This window comes from Halomonas sp. YLB-10 (assembly GCF_003856855.1).
Taxonomy (GTDB): Bacteria; Pseudomonadota; Gammaproteobacteria; order Pseudomonadales; family Halomonadaceae; genus Halomonas; species Halomonas litopenaei.
The window spans coordinates 787,623-806,297 of sequence record NZ_RRCU01000001.1 but is presented as its reverse complement, the minus strand read 5'-3'; the positions used below and the strand labels follow the sequence as shown (position 1 = coordinate 806,297).

The following is an 18,675-nucleotide window of genomic DNA, read 5'->3' as shown; positions in this document are numbered from 1 at the left end:
TCACACGGTCTCCTTGCCGTCGGGGGTGGGGTCGTCGGTGCGGTGCAGGCCGCGTTCCGTCGCGTCATGGTCTTCCTTGGCCGGACGGTGGGGGGTGGTCACCTTGCCCAGGTTGGCCAGGATCATCAGGGTCGCACCGACCACCGCCAGATAGACACCGAGATCGAACAGCATCGCGGTGGCCAGTTCGATATCGCCGATCAGCGGGATATGGAAATGGCCGAAGGACGAGGTCAGGAAGGGTGCGCCGAACAGCCAGCTGCCGAAGCCAGTCAGGGCGGCGACACCGACGCCGAGGATCGCCACCGGCTGGTAGGGGAAGTCGAGACGCTTCTGGGTCCAGGCAACGCCCCGGGCCATGTACACCAGGATCAATCCCACCGCGGTGATCAGGCCGGCGATAAAGCCGCCACCGGGCTGGTTGTGGCCGCGCAGGAAGATGAATACCGACACCAGCAGTGCCAGCGGCAGTACCGTCTGGGAGATGGTGGTCAGAATCATCGGGTAGCGATCCGGCGCCCAGATGCGCCCCTCGCTGTCGCTGTGAGGCATGAACAGGCGCAGACGGTTGAGCAGCTTGAAGATGGCGAGACCGGCGATCGCCAGCACCGTGATCTCGCCCAGGGTGTCGAAGCCACGGAAGTCGACCAGGATGACATTGACCACATTGTGGCCGCCGCCGCCGGGCACGCTGTTGTCGAGGAAGAAGTCCGAGATGCTTTCGGTGTCGCGGGTCAGCACGGTGTAGTTGAGTCCGGCGATCACTCCGCCCAGACCGGTACACAGCACCAGGTCGCGCAGCGCCCGCGCCGGGGTGGATTCCCGAGGGGTCTTCTGGGGCAGGAAGAACAGCGCCAGCATCAGCAGGATCATGGTGACCACCTCGACCGATAGCTGGGTCAACGCCAGGTCCGGTGCCGAGAAGCGGGCAAAGGTCAGCGATACCAGCAGGCCCACCACCGACAGCATCAGCAGCGAGATCAGACGATGGCGATGGGTAATGGCGGTGCCAATGCCGGTGAACACCAGCAGCAGGGCGCCGACCAGCAGCACGCCGTCCACCGGTTGGTTGCCCTTGGCCCCGGTCAGGGTATCCATCTGGGCCAGACCGATGGCGCCGACCACCAGGGAGGCGGTCAGCAGCAGGGTCATGAAGCGCTGCAGCGAGGCGTTGTCGACGCATTCGGTGATGCGCTCGGCGCGATCGCCGATGCACTGGATGACACCCTCGAAGATACGGCTGGCATCACGCGGCGGGAAGTCCCGCACGAACTGGCGAATCTTGCGATGCAGGATATAGGTGATGACGCCGGCGACCAGTGCCACCGCGCTCATCGCCAGCGGCAGGTTGAAGCCGTGCCACAGGGCCAGGTGGAACTCCAGCGGCTCGAGCAGCACCGCCTCGACCGCAGGCGCCATCAGCCAGGTGGCCATCAGCGCCGGGAACAGGCCGACCAGGATACACAGCACTGCCAACAGCTCCGCCGGAGCCCGCATCAGATGGGGCGGCTCGTGCGGCGTCTTGGGCGGCGCGTGGCGCGGAGGGGAGAAGAACACCGCGTGGACCAGCCGCGCGGAGTAGGCCACCGACAGCACGCCGCCAATGGTGGCCAGTACCGGCAGCACCAGGCTGAGGCCACCGAAGGCGTGAGTCTCGAGGGCCTCGGTGAAGAACATTTCCTTGGAGATGAAGCCATTGAACAGCGGCACGCCCGCCATGGCGGCGCCGGTGATGCTCATCACCACGCAGGTGACCGGCATCGCCTTGGCCAGTTTGCCCAGCCGGGCCAGGTCGCGGGTGCCGGCCTCATGGTCGATGATCCCCGAACACATGAACAGTGCGGCCTTGAAGGTGGCGTGGTTGAGGATATGAAACAGCGCCGCCAGGACCGCCATGGGACTGCCGATGCCCAGCAGTACGGTGATCAGGCCCAGATGGCTGACGGTGGAGAACGCCAGGATACCCTTGAGATCCGCCTTGATCAGAGCAAACCAGGCGGCATACACCATGGTGACGATACCGATCACGGTCACGATGGCCGACCACAGCTCGCTGCCGGCGATGGCGGGATGCAGGCGCGCCATCAGGAAGATCCCCGCCTTGACCATGGTGGCGGAGTGCAGGTACGCAGACACCGGAGTCGGTGCCGCCATGGCATGGGGAAGCCAGAAGTGGAACGGGAACTGGGCGGACTTGGCGAAGGCGCCGAGCAGCACCAGGACCAGCATCAGCGGGTAGCGCGGGTCGGCCAGGATCGTCTCGCCGCTTTCCAGCACCACCTGCATGTCGAGACTGCCGACGATATCGCCCAGCAGCAGAAAGCCCGCCAGCAGGGCGAGGCCACCGGCGCCGGTGACCGTCATCGCCATGCGCGCGCCCTTGCGCGCCTCCGAGCGGTGTGACCAGAAACCGATCAGCAGGAAGGATGACAGGCTGGTCAACTCCCAGAAGAACCACAGCACCAGCAGGTTGTCGGCCATGGCGATGCCCACCATGGAGGCCATGAACAGGATCAGGTAGGCGTAAAAGCGGGCGTAGTTCTCGCTGGGGTCGAGATAGTAGTGGGCGTACAGGATGATCAGCAGGCCGATGCCCAGGATCAGCACATTGAACAGCAGTGACAGGCCATCGAGGCGAAAGGCCAGGTCCAGCCCCAGTTGGGGCACCCAGCTCAGGGAGACCCGAGGGATATCCCCGGCACCCAGGGCGGGTAGCTGGGCCAGGGTCATGGCCAGGGCAATGGCGGGAAGGACCGCCGTGGCGAGGGTGCAAAGAGGGCGGCCTCTAGATCCGGTCAATGCGGGAACCAGCACACCGAGAAGGGGGAGCAAGGGAATCCATAGCAAAGTCATCTGTCGGTCATCCTGCCTGTCCTTGAACGTGGTGAGCGCCGCGATGGTCTGAAAACACGAGCCCTCACAATGCCTTGGCCTACCGCCAGGGGTGTTGATCAGCTCACCCTGAAGCGCCGACCCACTTTACCCGAAAGATGGACGGACCGCTGCCCCGTGCGGATTCAACGTGATAGCCGTAGGCGCTCTAAAAATTGTACATGTAGTGTACAAGGCCTATATATTATCGCTATGCAGTAGGGCAATGCCTCCGTCGGTAGCGCACGATCTGTGCCCACGGGGCGCGTGCCGCGAATCCTCAGGCCTGTCGGGAGCGTGACATGGAAACAGAGCTGGTGTGGTTGCGTGGGGAACTGCGGCTGGCCGACAACCCCTTGCTGGACATCGCGCCCTCGGTCAGCGAGCGCCTGGTGGTGTTCGTGATCGACGAGGCGCTGCTTGATGGCACATCGGCAGACGGCGTGGCCGGTATCGGCGCTCGTCGGCTGCGCTTTCTGTGGCAGTGTCTCAAGGAGTTGCGTGGGACGCTGTTGAAGAAGGGTAGCGACCTGCTGGTGGCGGTGGACGAGCCGGTATCGCTGGTCGCCCGGCTGGCCGAGCAGTATCAGGTGACACGGGTGGTGGCCAGCGAGGCAGCAGGCGGGGACGACCAGCTTGAGCGACTGGCACGCTGCCTGCCAAGGCAGTGTCGACTGGAGCGTCGTGGTACGGGCACGCTGTGGACGTCGCAGACGTTGCCGATGACGTTGGATGAGGTACCGGCAAGCTGGTCGGCTTTCCGGCGTCGCCTCGGCGAGGCGTCTCCTCGAAGTCACAGCCGTCCGGCCCCGGCGACGCAGCCGGCGTGGCCGGAACGAGCGCCGCGCGGACTGCCCTCGTTGCAGCGATTGTCACGCGAAGCGGACGCCTTGAACGACGTGCCCGACAGCGCCGGGCTTGCCTTTGTCGGCGGTGAAGCGCCCGCCTGGCAGCGTCTCGACGACGTCGTGTGGGAGTCCGATTTGCTGGCGACCTATCAGCAGACGCGCAATGGTTTGATCGGCGCTGGCTTTTCGTCCCGTCTATCGCCCTGGCTGGCGCTTGGCTGTGTGTCGGCGACCCAGGTCCTCGAAGCACTGAGAGAATGGGAAGACCGGCGGGGTGCCAACGCATCATCTCGCCACTTCTATCACGAGTTGTTATGGCGCGAGTACTTCCACTGGGTGGCACGCCAGGAAGGCAAAGCGCTGTTCGGCGATCCCCCATCATCGCCGGGGCAGGCATTCGAGTGCTGGCGCCTGGGCGCTACCGGGCAGCCGCTGATCGATGCAGCCATGCGTGAGTTGTCGGTCAGCGGCTGGCTCTCCAATCGAGCGCGTCAGCTCGTCGCCAGCTACCTGGTGCACGATCTCGGGGAGGACTGGCGCCACGGCGCCGCCTGGTTCGAACGCTGTCTGATCGACCATGACGTTGCCAACAACTGGGGCAACTGGAAGTACATCGCAGGAGTGGGCCGCAACGCCAAACCCAGGATCTTCGATATCGACGAACAGAGCCGGCGCTACGACCCCGATGAACGCTATGTCCGCCACTGGAAGGAGGTGAGCTTGCAGCCGTCTTCCTACGAGGCACTGGGGCATTGAGGCACCGGTGTATGGAAGGACGAGCGATGCCCAGTTCACCACGTTGTTCGACCTCCCGTATGAGGTCTCCTGTCCCTGCGGGTGGCTCTCACCTTGGTGGTAGTGGTGCCACATCTTGCGATGCTCTGGTGTCCTGACTGGCTGGTATGACAGCGGGTCCTGGGTCATCATGCCCGCATATTGATCGCCAAGGATTGCTTCATCATGCTGACCCGATTGTTCCCCGCCCTTCTCGTGGTGACCCTGGCCGGTTGCCAGAGTACCTCCGCCGCCCCCTCCGGCGATGCCGCGGCCGGTACCAATGCCAGTGCTGGTGCAAGCGTCACCGCCAGCGCCAGTGGCGAAGCGTCTGGGCAGGCCGCCCCTGCCGCCGCTGCAGTCGAGCCCCAGAGCTTCGATCAGTGGCTGGCCGGCTTTCGTGATCAGGCGCGTGCAGAAGGCATCAGCGAAGCGACCCTGGCGCGCGCGCTGGATGGCCTGCGCTACCGTCCCCGGGTGATCGAACTCGACGGCTCCCAGCCGGAGTTCGTGCGCCCGATCTGGCAATACCTGGATACCGCGGTCTCCAACGCCAGGGTGACCCAGGGGCGTGACAAGCTCGCCGCCAATCGCTCCGCGGCCGACCGCGCCGAGGCCGACTACGGTGTGCCCGCCGAGGTCCTTACCGCCATCTGGGGTATCGAGAGCAACTACGGCCAGAACTTCGGTGACTTCTCGACCCTGGAGGCACTGGCGACCCTGGCCTATGACGGTCGGCGCCGAGACTTTGCACGCGGTGAACTGATGGCAGCGCTCGAGATCATCGATGCCGGCGATATCACACCGCAGCGCATGAAGGGCTCCTGGGCGGGGGCGATGGGCCACACCCAGTTCATTCCTTCCAGTTTCGTGGCCTACGCCAAGGACGGAGACGGCGACGGTCGCCGTGATATCTGGGCGAGTATCCCCGACGTCATGGCGTCGACTGCCAACTATCTGGATCGTGCCGGTTGGCGTCAGGGCGAGCCCTGGGGTGTCGAGGTGCAACTGCCGTCCGGGTTCGACTACGCCCAGACCGAGCTCGATACCCGCAAGAGCGCTTCGGCTTGGGCCGGCCTGGGTGTGAGCCCGCTGGGCGGTGGCGATCTGCCGGCCTTCGATGAGGCGTCGGTGATCACTCCGGCCGGCGCGCGTGGTCCTGCTTTCCTGGTGGGACCGAACTTCCGCGCCATTCTGCGCTACAACAACGCCACCAGCTACGCCCTGGCGGTGGCCTCGCTGAGCGACCGTATCGCTGGGCGCGCCGGCATCGAGGGTGGCTGGCCTCGTGACGAGCAACCGCTCTCTCGTACTCAGGTGAAGACGCTGCAGTCGCGGCTTCAGGCGCTTGGCTACGAGGTGGGAACCCCGGACGGCATCATGGGTCCCAATACCCGGGCAGGGTTGCGCGCCTGGCAGCGCGACCAGGGGCTGGTGCCCGACGGTTTCGCCACGCTCAACCTGCTCGAACGCCTGAGCCACTGAGCGATCAATCAGCCCTGAAAACATCAAGGCGGCCCCTGACTCAGGGGCCTGACGTATCGGCGTCCGGCGGGACGCCCTCCACATGGAAATGGCACGATGACTCTCTGGAATCGATGGCTGTCGGGCCCCGCCCGACGGATGGCGCTGGCGGCGCTTCCCCTGTGCATGGCGCCGGCCGGCGGCGCCCTGGCCGATGACGGCCCTGACGTCTTTGGCTGGGTCGAGATGGCGACCCTGGAGCCCTGGGACGTCGAAGTGAAGGCAAAGCTGGACAGCGGCGCGCTGACGTCTTCGTTGGATGCCCGGGATATCGAGCGCTTCGACAAGGAAGGCGAACCCTGGGTGCGTTTCGCCCTCGAGCTCGAGGACGAGGAGACCGGTGAAACCTTCAAGAAGCAGCTCGAGCGCCCGCTCTATCGCGACATGACGGTGCGCGGCGCCGGCGGTCGCGACGAGCGCCTGGTGGTGTTGATGGAGGTGTGCATGGGGGACACCATCCACGAGGAGCAGTTCAGCCTGCGCAACCGGGAAGAGATGAACTACCCGATGCTGCTGGGTCGCCGTACCATCGGTGAGCTCGGGCTGCTGGACGTGCGCGAGACCTTCATGATCGAGCCGAGTTGCGACGAGAACTCTCCGGTCATCGAGCATGAGGGAGAGGGCGAGTACGGCACCAACAAGGATGACGGTGCCGATGACGAGGACAGCGAGAGCTGATACGTCGATGGCACCGCTGGTGTGGTCTACAGGGTTGGCCTAGAAGAGCCTGGACAGTAGCGCGGTCACCGCGGTTTCCACCCGCAGGATGCGCTCGCCCAGGTGGATGCCCTCGCAGCCTGTCGCCAGCATCTGTTCCACCTCCCATTCGATGAAGCCGCCCTCGGGGCCGACCAGCAGGGTCACAGGCTCGGTCAGGCCTCGAGGGCAGGCAGTCGCCATCCCGGGGTGCGCCAACAGGCCCCGCCGTCCTTCCAGCAGGGACGGCAGACGGTCCTCGACGAAGGGCCGAAAGCCCCGCGCCGTGTCCACCACCGGCAGCGCAGTATCGCGGGCCTGCTCCAGGCCAAGCACCAGGTGCTGGTGGATCTTGGCGGGATCGAGTTCGGGGGACTGCCAGTAGCTCTTCTCCACCCTGCGGCTATGCAGCAACGTGATGCGCTTCACCCCCAGCGCGGTGGCATGCTCTATGCTTCTTGCCAGCATGCGTGGGCGAGGCAGCGCCAGCACCAGGTGCACCGGCAGCGCCGCGGGCGGAGCCTGATCGAGCCCGGAAACGTCGAAGCAGGCCTCATCGTCGGTCAGCGACACGAGCTGACCGCGGCCCAGCGGGCCGTTCTCCAGTCCCAGGGTCATCACGTCGCCCTGGCGGGCGCGGTGGACCTGGCGCAGGTGGGCCAGGCGCCGGGGGTCGCGGACCCGTGCCAACCCGGCGTCATCGACGTCGTTCCGGGTGAGAAGTATCAGATTCATGGAGCCTCGAGTACCGGTTTGTCTTGCAAGGGCCGTGTCGCGGTGCAAAATGGATGCGAACGAAGCCGAGGATCTGCAGCTGCAGTCCCTGGGCTTCCCACGAACAAAGGAGCAGCGCCGTGCGCGTGATTCGCAAGTATGCCAATCGCCGGCTCTATGATACCGAACAGAGCCGCTATGTAACGCTCGAGGATTTACGAAGCCTGATTCTCGAGGAAGTGCCTTTCCGTGTGGAAGATGCCAAGAGTGGCGAGGACCTGACGCGTACCATTCTGCTGTCGATCATCATCGAGCAGGAGCAGGCCGACAGCGACGCCGAGGTGTTCTCCAATGACCTGCTGCAACAGCTGATTCGGGTGTACGCCATGTCTCAGCCGCTGCCCCTGGCGCGCTACCTGGAGCAAGGCACCCGGTTGATGATGGAGCAGCAGAAGAAGATGCAGGATCAGTGGCAGCAGGCCATGCGGCATTCGCCGATGGAGCTGATGCGCGAGCTGGCCGAGGAAAACATGCGTTTCTGGCAGAACACCATCAGCCAGGGCGGAACCAGCCAGGGCGGGACCACCAAGGACGACGACGAGCGTTCCTCCTGACCCTCCCACGCCCGGCTCTGATGGAGAGAGGCCAGGAGGGCGAGAGCGGGCTTTTTCTGCCATAATGCCGCCTCATTTGGTACTCGAAAGGTAGTTGAGCGGATGAAGGTCCTGATCATCGGCGGCGGTGGCCGCGAACATGCCCTGGCCTGGAAGGTCGCCCAGTCGTCCAGCGTCTCCTCGGTCTTCGTGGCGCCAGGCAATGCCGGCACCGCACGGGAGGCGGGACTGACCAACGTCGATATCGCGGTATCCGACCTCGACGGGCTGGTGGACTTTGCCCGGCGCGAGAGCGTCGGCCTGACCATCGTGGGCCCCGAGGCGCCGCTGGTCGAGGGAGTGGTGGATCGTTTTCGTGACGCCGGGCTCGCGATCTTCGGCCCGACCCAGGGCGCTGCCCAGCTCGAGGGGTCCAAGTCTTTTACCAAAGACTTTCTGGCTCGCCACGCCATTCCCACCGCTGACTACAGCACCTTCACCGCCGTGGAACCGGCGCTGGCCTATCTGCGGGACAAGGGCGCACCCATCGTCATCAAGGCCGACGGCCTGGCGGCGGGCAAGGGCGTCATCGTGGCCATGACCGAGGCCGAGGCCGAGGCGGCGGTTCGCGACATGCTCGAAGACAACGCCTTCGGTGATGCCGGTGCTCGTGTCGTGATCGAGGAATTCCTCGAAGGTGAGGAAGCCAGCTTTATCGTCATGGTGGATGGCGAGTCCATCGTGCCCATGGCCACCAGCCAGGACCACAAGCGGGTGGGCGAGGGCGACACCGGCCCCAACACCGGCGGCATGGGCGCCTATTCGCCAGCACCTGTGGTCACCGACAGCGTCTACCAGCGCATCATGGACGAGGTGATTCGCCCCACGGTGCGTGGCATGGCCGACGAAGGGCATCCTTATACCGGCTTCCTCTACGCCGGGCTGATGATCACCGACGCGGGTGAACCCAAGGTGATCGAGTACAACTGCCGCTTCGGCGACCCCGAAACCCAGCCGATCATGATGCGCCTGCAGAGCGATCTGGCCGAGCTGTGTCTGGCCGGCGCCGAGGGTCGCCTGTCCGGTCACGATTGCCGCTGGGACCCGCGTCCGGCCATCGGTGTGGTGATGGCCGCCGAAGGCTACCCCGGCAGCTACCGCAAGGGCGACGTGATCAGCGGAGGCGACAGTGCCGAGGCCCTGGGCGTCAAGGTCTTCCACGCCGGCACCGCGGAAAAGGATGGCCAGGTGGTCACCTCCGGCGGACGAGTGTTGTGCGTGACCGCCCTCGGTCAGGATCTTGGCGAGGCTCGGGAGCTGGCCTACCGCGGGGTCAAGACGGTGAGTTTCGAAGGCGCCTTCTGGCGTTCGGACATCGCCCACCGCGCCATGGCCCGGCAGTCCTGATCGTCGGGTACCGGTCTGGCTTGCCCCATGGTACTGACCAACAATAATCAGCAAGGAGCGAGCATGGAACGCGTCAAACTGGAGTTTCCCGAGCAGGCGATCGTCCACCGTCATGGTTTGACGGTGCGCGTGACCGACATGAACTACGGGCACCATCTGGGCCATGACGCCGTGATTTCGCTGTTGCACGAGGCCAGGGCGGCCGCCCTGGCCCATCTCGGGCTTCACGAAGGTGACATGGGAGGCTATCCCAGTGTCGCCGCTGACCTGGCGGTGCAGTACCAGGCCGAGTCTCGTTGGCCGGATGCCTTGACGGTCGAGACCGCCATCCCCGAACCGGCGCGCAAGGCCATCACGGTCTACCATCGCATGCGTCGCGACAGCGATCAGCGGATAGTGGCGACCGCCAGGCTCAACCTGATGGTGGTCGACCCCCAGGCAGGGCGTGCGGTGGCGGTGCCCGAAGCGGTACGTAACGCCCTGGCGAGGGCTGGCTGATGTCGAGGGAGTATCCAGTCATCGCGGTCACCGGTTCGTCCGGTGCCGGCACCACTACGGTCAAGCGTACCTTCGAGCGCATGTTCGCCCGGGAAGACGTCCACGCCGCCTTCGTCGATGGTGACGCCTTCCATCGCTACACCCGCCAGGAGATGGCGCGGATCTTTCGCGAGGAGCCCGAGCGCAAGGATGAGCTGTCCCACTTTGCGGTGGAGGCCAACCTGCTCGATCGCCTGGAGACGCTGTTCCAGGAGTACGGTGACAGCGGCGCCGGGACCTTCCGGCACTATATCCACGCCGAAGACAAGAAGATGATCGAGGCCGGCTACCAGGTCGGCACCTTCACCGAATGGCAGCCGCTGCCCACCGGTACCGACCTGCTGTTCTACGAGGGTCTGCACGGTGGGCTGGTCACCAGTGAGGTGGACATCGCCCGCCACGTCGATCTGCTGGTGGGCGTCGCCCCGACCATGAACCTCGAGTGGATCCAGAAGATCGACCGCGACATGCATGCCCGCGGCTACACCCAGGAAGCGGTCATCGACACCATCCTGGGGCGCATGGATGACTACGTGCGCTACATCCTGCCGCAGTTCTCGCGTACCCATATCAACTTTCAGCGGGTGCCCACGGTAGATACCTCGAACCCCTTCGAGGTCCAGGATATCCCCACCGATGCCGAGTCCTTCGTGGTGATCCGGTTCCGCGATCCGTCCACCGTGGACTTTCCCTACCTGCTGGCGATGATTCAGGACGCCTTCATGAGTCGCCCCCACACCCTGGTGGTGCCCGGCTCTCGTCTATCCTTGGCGATGGAGCTGATCCTCGGTCCGCTGGTGCGTCATCTGCTGGCCCAACGACGTTTTCGTTGAGCCGCCGCGCCGTCGATGCCGGCTTCGTCTGACTGACAGGTCGGGATCGACGGCACCGGAGCTGGTGTGGCGAAGCGTTTTGCGCCGGCGACGCACACCACGACCGCGGCACAGGTGGCGAGCATCGCCACGCTGATCGACTCGTTCAACAACCAGGCCGCCAGGCCAAGCCCGATAAACGGCTGCAGCAACTGTAGCTGACCCACCGCGGCCACCCCACCGAGCGCCAGGCCGCGATACCAGAAGATGAAGCCAATCAGCATGCTGAACAGCGATACATAGCCCAGCGACCACCAGGCGGCGCTGCCGATACCCTGCAGGGTCGGCGGTTGCGATGCGACCGCCAGAGGCAGCATCAACGGCAGGGTCAGGGTCAGCGCCCAGCAGATCACCCGCCAGCCTTGCAGCCGTCTTGATAGTCGCGCGCCCTCGGCGTAACCGAGCCCGCAGACGGTCACGGCGGCCAGCATCAACAGATCGCCGGTCAAGGAGGCGCTGCCAGGCTGGCCGAGCGCGAAGCCTGAGACCAGCGCAGCACCGCTCAACGAGCAGGCCCAGAACGCCGGGCGGGGCCTGTCGCCGGTACGCAGCACCCCGAACAGCGCGGTAGCCATCGGCAGCAGGCCGATATAGACCAGCGAGTGCGCTGCGCTGACGTGCTCCAGCGCCATGGCGGTCAGCAGTGGAAACCCCACCACCACGCAGGCGGCAACCAGCCCCAGCGATGCAAGCTCATCGGTCCGCGGCCGGCGTCCCTTCAGGCACGCCAGCAATACCACCGCCACCAGTCCCGCCAGGCTGGCCCTGGAAAAGGTCAGAAACAGCGGATCGAAGGCCCTCACCGCCACCCGGGTGGCGGGCAATGAACCGCTGAAGATGGCCATGCCGAGGGCGCCGCAGGCCCAGCCCTTGCCAAGGTCCGGGCGGTGTGTCGGGTTCAATGGTCGGTGTCGTGAGGCATCTGCGCGAACTCCGTGGCGGGTCAGTAGCGCCTAGGGTGAAGGGCGTGCGCTGGTGCAGCCAGAGACGGTGCAGTACAGTTTTGACAAACTGTCATGGTGGAGCCTCCAGTACAGATGAAGGCACAGGACATCGATCGTCGGGCGGGCATCAGCCTGGTCGAGCAGGTGGTAGCGCTGATCCAGCGCCGCATGGCCCAGCGTCAGCTGGCGCCAGGTGCGCGCCTGCCGTCGATTCGCGGCTTGGCTGAATCGCTCGGGGTGTCACGCTCCACCGTGGTCGAGGCCTACGATCGGCTGGTCGCCGAGGGCGCCATCCATTCCCGTCGCGGCGCCGGCTTTTTCGTCGGTGATCGCTTGCCGCCGCTGTCCCTGGCGGAGCTGGCGCCCCGTCGCGAGCGCGAAGTGGACCCGCTGTGGCTGACCCGCCAGGCGCTCGAGAGCGACCATTACCGGCTGAGGCCAGGCTGTGGCTGGCTGCCGGCAGAGTGGATGCCCCACGAGGAGATTCGCCGTGGGCTGAGGCAGTTGGCGAGGCGTTCCGGCGCTGTCGCCAGCCTGACCGACTATGCGTCGCCCCAGGGCCTGCAAGCACTGCGTCAGGTGCTGGCGCATCGCCTTACCGAGCGGGGTGTCGAGGCGGCGCCGTCCCAGATCCTGCTGACCGAGTCCGGCACCCAGGCCATCGATCTGTTGTGTCGGTTTCTGCTCGAGCCGGGCGACCGCGTGCTGGTCGATGACCCCTGCTATTTCAACTTTCATGCCCTGCTGCGTGCCCACCGGGTCAAGGTGGTGGGCGTGCCCTTCAGCCCTGCGGGGCCGGACCTTTCACGCCTTGCCGAGGCCCTCGAGCAGCATCGTCCGCGGCTCTATATCACCAACTCGGGGCTGCATAATCCAACCGGTGCCAGCCTGTCACTGGCGGTGGCCCACCGCGTGCTGCGCCTGGCCGAGCGTCACGACCTGCTGATCATCGAGGACGACATCTTCGCCGACTTCGAGCACCAGGCGTCACCGCGCCTGGCGGCGCTGGACGGGCTCGAGCGGGTAATCCAGGTGGGCAGCTTCTCCAAGACCCTGTCGGCCTCGGTGCGCTGTGGCTATATCGCCATCCGCCCCGAGTGGTTCGAGGAGCTGGTCGACCTGAAGCTGGCGACCTCCTTTGGCGCCAGCGCGCTGTCGGCAGAGCTGGTGTTCCAGCTGGTCAGGGAAGGCGCCTATCGACGTCACCTCAACGTGCTCAGGACGCGCCTGGCAGACGCCATGGGGCAGGTCATGCCGCGACTGCGCTCGGCGGGCCTGGAGCCCTGGGTGGAGCCCAGTGCGGGGCTCTTTCTGTGGACGCGACTGCCCGCGGGGCTCTGCGCCAAGGACGTGGCCAGAGCGGCGTTGGACGAGGATCTGGTACTGGCGCCTGGGGAGGTGTTCAGCCCGGAAACGGCGAACAGTCGCTACCTGCGCTTCAATGTGGCGCAGTCGCTGGATGATGACGTCTTCAGGGCGCTGGACCGGGCCATGGAGCGGGCGGCCCGGGGCGAGGGCTGACCTTCGTGGTGCCATGCCAGTCCCGCCCACCCTCGAGCAGGCGGCACTAGTGGCCAGGAGGCGCCTGCTTGACGGGTGCGTCCTTGGCGGCGCCAGAGCCGACGAAGCGCTGGGCCATGGGCTGGGCGCTGACGCCGTGCAGCACCACCGAGATCATGACCGTCAACACCACGCAGGCGAGGATCTCGTCGCTGCCGGGGATCGGGTACTGATCGTAGATCAGCAGTGCGAACAGGATGCTGGCCAACCCCCGAGGTCCGAACCAGCCGAGGAAGGTCTTTTCATAGGCGGACAAGCCGAGTCCGGTGAGCGATATCCAGATCGGAATCATGCGAATCACCGACAGGTACATCAGCGCCAGAGCAACGGTCTTCCAGGACGCATGCGAGAGGGCCAGCGGCACCATTACCGCACCGAAGATCAGGAAGGTGGCGATGGTCAAGAGCTGGCCCTCGCTCTCCATGAACTCCTCGATAAAGGTGGTGTCATGGCGTAGCTGGTTGCCGAAGGTCAGGCCGCCGAGGAACACCGCGATAAAGCCGTTGCCGCCGACGGTTTCGGCGACCAGATAGATCAGGAAGGCCAGCGCCAGAAACAGGATGCCCTGATAGATGACGGTGACGTAGCCGCGGTCGATGGCTGCGTCGAGCAGGCGGGCAAAGCCCCAGCCGAACAGCACCCCGACCAGCGGCCCGAGGGTCAGTTGCAGCAGGGCGAAGGTCCAGAGGTTGTTCGGTGCGTCGGCGACCTCGGTGCCGGTGGCCGCCACCGCCAGCAGTGCCGAGGCAAGAATCACGGGTACAGCCAGGCCATCATTGAGTCCACTTTCGACGTTGATCGACTGGCGGATACGTTCCGGCACGCTGGGGCTCGATACCACCGCCTGGCCCAAGGCCGCGTCGGTCGGGGTAAGAATCGCCGCCACCAGCATGGCGGTGCCCCAGGCTGCTTCCGGCGAGACCCACTTGGCCATCAGCGTGCCCAGCAAGACCGTCAGGGGCATGCCGATCAACAGCATGCGCAGCGGAATCGCCAGGTTCTGGCGCAGAGACTTCAGCTTGACCACCGAGGCATCGGCGAACAGCACGATGATCAGGGTGATCTCGGCGATCACCTGGGTCAGCTCCTGCTGCATGTCCATGGGCACCAGGTCCGGCGTCAGCGCGCCCAGCCCCATCCCCGCGGCCATGAACACCATGGGCAGACTGATCAGCGAGGCCGAGATGCGCCGCGACAGCAGGGCAAAGGCGATGATGATCAGAAGGATCAGCAGCAGGGCGGTGTGATGCATGGCAGGCGACACTCCGAAAATGCATGGGAGCTACGGTTGTACCATAGCCGCAATGGCTTGGGGGGGCAGGCGAGCGCGATGACCAGAGGTGCATAACTGGCGGTTTGGGAACGTTGCTCATGGGGCCTGGGTCAGTGATCGGGCGAGTCAGGGGACTGACAGCAGCCCTGTTGGCGGGTAATCTCGAAGACACCGTTTTTTCAGTGTGCCCCGGAGCCTGCCATGGATTGCCTGTTCTGCAAGATCATCAACCGCGAGATTCCCGCCGATATCGTCTACGAGGACGATCAGGTGCTGGCCTTCAACGATATCGATCCCAAGGCCCCGACCCATATGCTGGTCATCCCCAAGAAGCATATTGCCACCCTCAACGACATCACTGAGGAAGACCAGGCACTGGTGGGGCGCCTGCCGCTGACCGCCTCGCGTCTGGCCAAGGACCTCGGGTTTGCCGAAGACGGCTTCAGGGTGGTGATGAATTGCAATGAAGACGGCGGCCAGACGGTCTATCATATTCACATGCACGTGATGGGCGGTCGTCGCTTCACATGGCCGGCTGGCTAGCCGGCGCGCGACGGAGTTTCTTCCGGCAGTTCAAGCGCTCGACGCATCCGTGCATTCTCCGGCGTCGCCTGGTGTCCCCCAGGCGGCGCCGATCGGTTTTTGTTTCTAGGCGCCGCCGAGGGGCTGGTGCCCCATTTGAAAAGCCGGCGCCGATCGCTTTTGGTGTGTGTTGAGCGTCGAGGCGTCGCCGCCCTCAACATGAAGAACCGGCGCCGATCGCTTTTTTCGATGTGTTGAGCGTCGAGGCGCCAGTGCCCCGCATAAATAGCCGGCGCTTGAGTGCCGCCGACGCTTGCGTAGAATAATCCCTTGATGCGAACGTTCATCGTTCCGCCCATGTTCGCTGGCTCACTTAGTCGTACAAGGATCGCGCCATGTCCCGCTCTCTCAGCCCCGCCGATCGGGCCATCCATCAGTTCGACAATGTATTGCGCACCCTGGTGCCGGGGGCGGCGCGGGCATCACGGCCGACGCCCGCGGTCGATACGATCCATGACGGCGAAATGAGCCCGGATGAGCGCCATCACGCGGCCGGCCTGATGCGCATCAACCACACCGGAGAGGTATGCGCCCAGGCGCTGTACCAGGGCCAGGGCCTGACCGCCAAATTGCCGGAGGTGCGCGGCCAGATGGAGGAAGCCGCCCAGGAAGAGATCGATCACCTTGCCTGGTGCGAGGACCGGCTCAGGGAGTTGAATGCGCCGACCAGTCGACTCAATCCGCTGTTCTATGCGGCGTCCTTCGGCATGGGGGCGCTGGCGGGGGCGGTTGGCGATCGTGTCAGCCTGGGCTTTGTCGCCGCCACCGAGGAGCAGGTGGGCAAGCATCTGGACGAGCACCTCGAGACCTTGCCCGAAGGAGACAAGCGCTCCCGGGCGGTGCTCAGGCAGATGGCCATCGACGAGGCCCACCACGCCCAGCAGGCGCTGGAGGCTGGTGGCGCCAGGTTCCCTGGCCCGGTCAAGGCCGGCATGACGCTGATGTCCAGGGTGATGACCAAGAGCGTCTACCGCATCTGATCCTGTGCCGGTGGCCAGCGCCTGATGCTGCGATGGCCTCGCCCTCACGCAAAAGCCCCTGCCGATCGGCAGGGGCTTTTGCGTGAGGGTGGCTGTCGATCCGAGGCGCTCGCTGCTGCGCGGCGCTCGAAGCGGCCTCAGGACTCGACGATGGTGTAGGAATGGGTGACCTCGACGCCGCCCTTGGCCAGCATGATGGAGGCGCTGCAGTACTTGTCGGCGGAGAGTTCCACCGCGCGCTGGACCTGCTTTTCCTTGAGCCCCTTGCCGGTGACGGTGAAGTGCACGTGGATCTTGGTAAACACCGACGGCACGCTGTCGGCGCGTTCGGCCTCGATGTCGGCGACGCAGTCTTCCACCGGGGCGCGGGACTTCTCGAGGATCTCCAGCACGTCGAAGGAGGTGCAGGCGCCCATGCCCATCAGCAGCATCTCCATCGGGCGCGGCCCGGTGTTGCGGCCACCGTGATCGGGGGGGCCGTCGATGACCACGGCGTGGCCACTACCGGATTCGGCCACGAACTGACGGCCGTCGGTCCATTTGACGCTGGCTTTCATGGGGATTCCTTCTTTTTCTGCGATAGTGATGTCGATGTTTTTTGATGCGGTCTGCAAGATGCGGTCTGCAGGATGCAGCTGGACTCAATCAGCGTTCGCCAGGAGCGCCGCCGAGTCGGTGATTCAACGCCTCGAGGCGCTCGGGCGTACCCACGTCGACCCAGTCTCCCCGATGGTGGGTGCCGGCGACGAGGTCGCGGGCCATGGCCTCGCGAAGCAGTGGAGCGACAGGATAGCAGGGAGCGGGCAGGTCATTCACCAGACGCGGGTCGATCAGCGCTATCCCCGAGTAGGTCAACTTTGGCGAGCCGTCGCTCGAAACTCTGCCGCCGGCCGCCAGGTGGAAGTCGCCGTCCGGGTTGTGGACGGGGTTGTCGACCAGCACCAGATGGGCCAGATCGCCCTCCAGAGAGGGCAGGGCGCTGGGGTCGATGTCGCAGAAGGCATCGGCGCTGACCAGCACGAAGGGCTCCTCGCCGAGCAGTGGGCGAGCCTTGGCGATACCGCCGGCGGTCTCCAGCGGCTCGTCCTCGCGACTGTAGGCAATCGATACCCCGTAGCGTTCACCGTCGCCCAGGGTCTCGATAATCTGGTCGGCACGGTAGCTGACGTTGATCACCACCTGTTCGATACCGCAGCCGGCCAGGCGCCTGAGGTGGTGGCCAATCAGCGGTTCGCCGGCCACCGGCAACAGGGGTTTGGGGCAGTGGTCGGTCAGCGGCCGCATGCGTTTGCCGAGACCGGCGGCCAGGATCATGGCTTTCATGGGCGCACCTCTGCGACACGGGCTTCGATCAGCGGGCGCAGGCTGTCTTCGACCCAGGCGCTGAAGTCGGCGTGTCCCGCGAGGCCCTCCAGCCCCTCGAGGCTGTCCTGAAGATGGGCAAGAAAGTGAGGTAGACGCGCCAGGTAGCCGTCGCGCTGGTCGCGCAGGGTCAGGCGACAGAAGATGCCGAGCACCTTGAGCGCACGCTGGGCAGCCATGGCATTGACCCAGCGCAGGAAATTGTCGCTATCTACCGAGTCAGACAGGCGCCCGTCGGCTATCGCGCGCTGGCGGAAAGCCTCGCTCCAGGCCGCCCGGGTGGCCGCATCGAAGCGCCGATAGCGCCCGTGCAACAGCGAGATCAGGTCATAGGTGATGGGGCCTGCCAGGGCGTCCTGGAAGTCAATCAACCACAGTTCGGCGGCGTGACGCATCAGGTTCATGGCATCGAAGTCGCGGTGCACGGTGACCACCGGCTGGGCCAGCGCCTGTTCGATCAGCGCCTGGCGCAGCGCAGGCCAGCCGGGAGGCTGGCCATCCAACTCCAGCCACTGGGCGAGGCACCAGTCGGGGAACAGGTCCAGCTCCCGGGCCAGCGTTACGGCGTCGTAGGGCGGCAGGCTATCGCTCGGAGCCTTCCGCTGAAGCTCCTCGAGCAGCGCGATGGCGGCGTCGAAATGGGCGTGGGTGGTGGCCTCGTCGGCACCGTCGAGGGCCAGGTGCAGCGGCTCGTCGCCGAGGTCCTCAAGCTCCACGAAGCCCTGGTCGGCGTCCACGGCATAGACCCGGGGTACCGGCAGGCCCGCTGCGTGCCAGTCACGGGCGATGGCGACGAAGGGGCCGACGTCCTCCTGGGGGGGTGGGGCGTCCATCAGCATGCGGGTCTCCCCACTTTCCAGGGTGAGGCGGTAGTAACGCCTGAAGCTGGCGTCGCCGGCGGCCAGCACGAGATCGCTCGAGCCCTCGATGGACGGGTGCTGTGCCTGTGCCCAAAGGCGCAGTTGCTCGAGTCGGCGGGGGCTTTCAGCCTGGGACATCGGGGGGAAAACTCCTGGTGGCGGCAGGGCGAAGGATGCCAATGTCGGTTGACGCTCCGTTGGCCTCACCGCATGCTGTGCATGGATCAAGGGCGGCCGTGGCGCGAATCTCGTTGGAACAGATCGGCGTTACAGGTCGG

General features: G+C 65.4%; 17 protein-coding genes. 10 read left to right on the top strand and 7 right to left on the bottom strand.

Going from position 1 to position 18,675, the window contains the following annotated elements:
- Positions 1-2,853, bottom strand: coding sequence for a monovalent cation/H+ antiporter subunit A (locus EBB56_RS03295; RefSeq protein ID WP_124802768.1), 2,853 nt, complete (start codon positions 2,851-2,853; stop codon positions 1-3).
- A 320-nt stretch (positions 2,854-3,173) separates the two neighbouring features.
- On the opposite strand from EBB56_RS03295, the gene EBB56_RS03290 reads away from it, so the two are divergent.
- The 3 genes from EBB56_RS03290 to EBB56_RS03280 all read left to right on the top strand — a co-directional run bounded on the left by EBB56_RS03290 (position 3,174) and on the right by EBB56_RS03280 (position 6,695).
- Complete coding sequence (locus tag EBB56_RS03290) at positions 3,174-4,475, top strand: DASH family cryptochrome (RefSeq protein ID WP_124802766.1); 1,302 nt, start codon at positions 3,174-3,176, stop codon at positions 4,473-4,475.
- A gap of 204 nt (positions 4,476-4,679) precedes the next feature.
- Positions 4,680-5,978: a lytic murein transglycosylase gene (locus EBB56_RS03285; RefSeq protein ID WP_124802764.1), complete on the top strand. Its 1,299-nt coding sequence runs from the start codon at positions 4,680-4,682 to the stop codon at positions 5,976-5,978.
- 138 nt (positions 5,979-6,116) lie between these two features.
- Positions 6,117-6,695 carry an ATP-dependent zinc protease gene (locus EBB56_RS03280; protein WP_045992177.1) on the top strand — a complete coding sequence of 193 codons (579 nt, stop codon included), beginning with the start codon at positions 6,117-6,119 and terminating at the stop codon, positions 6,693-6,695.
- A gap of 39 nt (positions 6,696-6,734) precedes the next feature.
- Here EBB56_RS03280 and EBB56_RS03275 read toward each other — a convergent pair whose 3' ends face one another.
- Positions 6,735-7,448 (bottom strand): 16S rRNA (uracil(1498)-N(3))-methyltransferase, encoded by a 714-nt coding sequence (locus EBB56_RS03275; RefSeq protein ID WP_124802762.1) that lies wholly within the window; start codon positions 7,446-7,448, stop codon positions 6,735-6,737.
- 119 nt (positions 7,449-7,567) lie between these two features.
- Between EBB56_RS03275 and phaR the strand changes: the two genes are divergently transcribed.
- The 4 genes from phaR to EBB56_RS03255 all read left to right on the top strand — a co-directional run bounded on the left by phaR (position 7,568) and on the right by EBB56_RS03255 (position 10,797).
- Positions 7,568-8,041, top strand: coding sequence for a polyhydroxyalkanoate synthesis repressor PhaR (gene phaR / locus EBB56_RS03270; protein ID WP_045992122.1), 474 nt, complete (start codon positions 7,568-7,570; stop codon positions 8,039-8,041).
- A gap of 102 nt (positions 8,042-8,143) precedes the next feature.
- Positions 8,144-9,427, top strand: coding sequence for a phosphoribosylamine--glycine ligase (gene purD, locus EBB56_RS03265; RefSeq protein ID WP_045992121.1), 1,284 nt, complete (start codon positions 8,144-8,146; stop codon positions 9,425-9,427).
- 63 nt (positions 9,428-9,490) lie between these two features.
- Complete coding sequence (locus EBB56_RS03260; protein ID WP_108448062.1) at positions 9,491-9,925, top strand: thioesterase family protein; 435 nt, start codon at positions 9,491-9,493, stop codon at positions 9,923-9,925.
- A complete protein-coding gene (locus EBB56_RS03255) occupies positions 9,925-10,797 on the top strand; it encodes a phosphoribulokinase (protein WP_045992119.1) in 873 nt (290 codons plus the stop codon). Before EBB56_RS03260 ends, EBB56_RS03255 begins: the two co-directional genes overlap by 1 nt.
- Here the strand turns inward: EBB56_RS03255 and EBB56_RS03250 are convergent.
- Positions 10,767-11,738, bottom strand: coding sequence for a DMT family transporter (locus EBB56_RS03250; protein WP_260425274.1), 972 nt, complete (start codon positions 11,736-11,738; stop codon positions 10,767-10,769). The two genes, EBB56_RS03255 and EBB56_RS03250, sit on opposite strands and share 31 nt — an antisense overlap.
- Positions 11,739-11,873: 135 nt before the next feature.
- Here EBB56_RS03250 and EBB56_RS03245 point away from each other — a divergent pair, with 135 nt between their 5' ends.
- On the top strand, positions 11,874-13,301 hold the full coding sequence (locus EBB56_RS03245; RefSeq protein ID WP_124802760.1) for a PLP-dependent aminotransferase family protein: 1,428 nt from the start codon (positions 11,874-11,876) through the stop codon (positions 13,299-13,301).
- Positions 13,302-13,347: 46 nt separating this feature from the next.
- Here the strand turns inward: EBB56_RS03245 and EBB56_RS03240 are convergent, their stop codons facing one another.
- Entirely contained in the window at positions 13,348-14,592 is a 1,245-nt protein-coding gene (locus EBB56_RS03240) for a sodium:proton antiporter (protein WP_045992117.1), read from the bottom strand.
- A 222-nt stretch (positions 14,593-14,814) separates the two neighbouring features.
- Between EBB56_RS03240 and EBB56_RS03235 the strand changes: the two genes are divergently transcribed.
- Entirely contained in the window at positions 14,815-15,156 is a 342-nt protein-coding gene (locus tag EBB56_RS03235; protein WP_045992116.1) for a histidine triad nucleotide-binding protein, read from the top strand.
- Between the two features lie 374 nt (positions 15,157-15,530).
- Positions 15,531-16,175: a 2-polyprenyl-3-methyl-6-methoxy-1,4-benzoquinone monooxygenase gene (gene coq7, locus EBB56_RS03230; protein ID WP_108131334.1), complete on the top strand. Its 645-nt coding sequence runs from the start codon at positions 15,531-15,533 to the stop codon at positions 16,173-16,175.
- Positions 16,176-16,312: 137 nt separating this feature from the next.
- Here the strand turns inward: coq7 and EBB56_RS03225 are convergent, their stop codons facing one another.
- The 3 genes from EBB56_RS03225 to EBB56_RS03215 form a co-directional block, all read right to left on the bottom strand.
- Complete coding sequence (locus EBB56_RS03225) at positions 16,313-16,732, bottom strand: OsmC family protein (protein ID WP_108131335.1); 420 nt, start codon at positions 16,730-16,732, stop codon at positions 16,313-16,315.
- Between the two features lie 88 nt (positions 16,733-16,820).
- On the bottom strand, positions 16,821-17,498 hold the full coding sequence (gene murU, locus EBB56_RS03220) for an N-acetylmuramate alpha-1-phosphate uridylyltransferase MurU (RefSeq protein ID WP_045991846.1): 678 nt from the start codon (positions 17,496-17,498) through the stop codon (positions 16,821-16,823).
- Entirely contained in the window at positions 17,495-18,535 is a 1,041-nt protein-coding gene (locus EBB56_RS03215) for an aminoglycoside phosphotransferase family protein (protein ID WP_124802758.1), read from the bottom strand. Before EBB56_RS03215 ends, murU begins: the two co-directional genes overlap by 4 nt.
- Between the last annotated feature and the right edge of the window lie 140 nt (positions 18,536-18,675).